This window comes from Sutterella massiliensis (assembly GCF_016899755.1).
GTDB classification, from domain to species: Bacteria; Pseudomonadota; Gammaproteobacteria; order Burkholderiales; family Burkholderiaceae_F; genus Sutterella; species Sutterella massiliensis.
The window spans coordinates 1-1,597 of the sequence record NZ_JACJJC010000060.1; the positions used below are offsets into that span (position 1 = coordinate 1).

Genomic DNA, 1,597 nt, shown 5'->3' on the forward strand with positions numbered 1-1,597 from the left:
AGATGTGTATAAGAGACAGATATTCGTCCGAAGCGTCCGACAAGAAGTCGACCGCGCACGAAAAGGCGGATCGGGAGAGCAAAGGCGACCGCTCCTCGATTTCAGACCGTTTGCGTGCAAACCGAGAGAAGCATGCGGGCGAGCGCGTGAAGTCCGACGGCACGATCGAAGGCAATCCCTTCGCATACGACACGACAACCGCTGCGGCGGGCGATCGACCGGGCAGCAGCACGCGCGCGCAGAGCGCTCCGAAGAAGGCGCCGCTTCGCATTTCCGTTGTGAGCGAATCGCGCAAGGAGGAGCCCGCACCGACAACAAAGGCGAAAACCGCGCCCGAAGACGCCGTGGCGTACATCCCCGCAGGTTCCATCATCACGGGGACGATCATCACGGGCGGCGACTTTCCGACGGGGCGCGGCTCCTATGAAAACCCCACGCCCACGCTCATCCGCATTCAGAAGGAAGCGATTCTGCCCAACAAGTTCACCTCCGACATCCGCGAGTGCTTCCTGCTCGTGGGCGGCCGCGGCGAACTTTCGAGCGAGCGCGCGAAGCTGCGCGGCGAGGTTCTCTCCTGCGTTCGTCGCGACGGCGCCGTGATCGAAACGAAGCTCAACTCTTACGTCGTGGGCGAAGACGGCAAGGAAGGCGTGAAGGGCCGTCTCGTTTCGAAGCAGGGCCAGATGATCGCGAGAACGCTTGTCGCGGGTTTCGCTTCCGGCATGGCCGAAGCCTTTGACTACGACGCGGTACCCGTCATTCAGACCGACTCCATCTCGAACAACACGCTCTACCAGCAGAACTGGTCGAGCGACGCGGCCAAAGGCGGCCTTGCCAAGGGTGCGTCCGCCGCGCTCGAGCGCGTGGCCGACTTCTACATGGATCTGGCCGAGCAAATGGTTCCGGTGGTCGAAATCAATGCGGGCCGCCAGGTCGACGTCATCGTCATCAACGGTACGCGCCTCAAGGTCACGACCGAACCGATCGTGAAGCCCGCTGCGGCCAAGTAAGCAACAAATAGGGAAACATAGCGATGAATCTGCAAAGAATCCGACGCATTGCTTCGGCAGTCGCCGCGGCGGTCTGTGCTGCCGCACTTTCCGGGTGTTCCGCACTCAACACGGGGGAAGAGGCGTTCTCCTGTTCCGGGATGCCGGGGTCGATTTACTGCGCATCCGCCCGAGACGTGTACGAGGCGACGAACAACGGCGTCGTACCGACGCCCATGAAGAAGGGCGACGCCTACAACGAGGACTGCGAAGACTGCGTGAAGGCAGAAGATGTCAATCCCGAGCTGGCCTCGAGCGGAGAAGATGCGGCTGCGAAGGACGGCGAAGCGGAGGATGCCGACCGAGCGGCGGCTCGTGCAAAGAGCGCCGAGCGCAGGACGCTTGCCTTCACGGACGACGAACTCGTCAACAACTACGACACGCCCGCACTTCCCGACAAGCCCGTTCCGATCAGAACGCCCTCGCAGGTGATGCGCATCTGGGTGGCACCGTACGTCGACACCAACGGCGACCTTCAGGCGCCGGGTTTTGTCTACACGGAAATCGAGCCGCGCCGTTGGGTCATGAAGACCGAGACGGACGACGGC

The 1,597-nt window shown here is 62.4% G+C and carries 2 protein-coding genes; both read left to right on the forward strand.

Annotation, left to right across the window (positions count from 1 at the left end; all coding sequences use genetic code 11):
- Positions 1 to 1,010, forward strand: a 1,010-nt coding sequence (locus H6A60_RS14460) for a TraB/VirB10 family protein (protein ID WP_205104626.1), incomplete at its 5' end; no start/stop codon positions are given.
- A gap of 23 nt (positions 1,011 to 1,033) precedes the next feature.
- The coding region (gene traV / locus H6A60_RS11180) for a type IV conjugative transfer system lipoprotein TraV (RefSeq protein ID WP_205104628.1) at positions 1,034 to 1,597 on the forward strand (564 nt) is incomplete at its 3' end.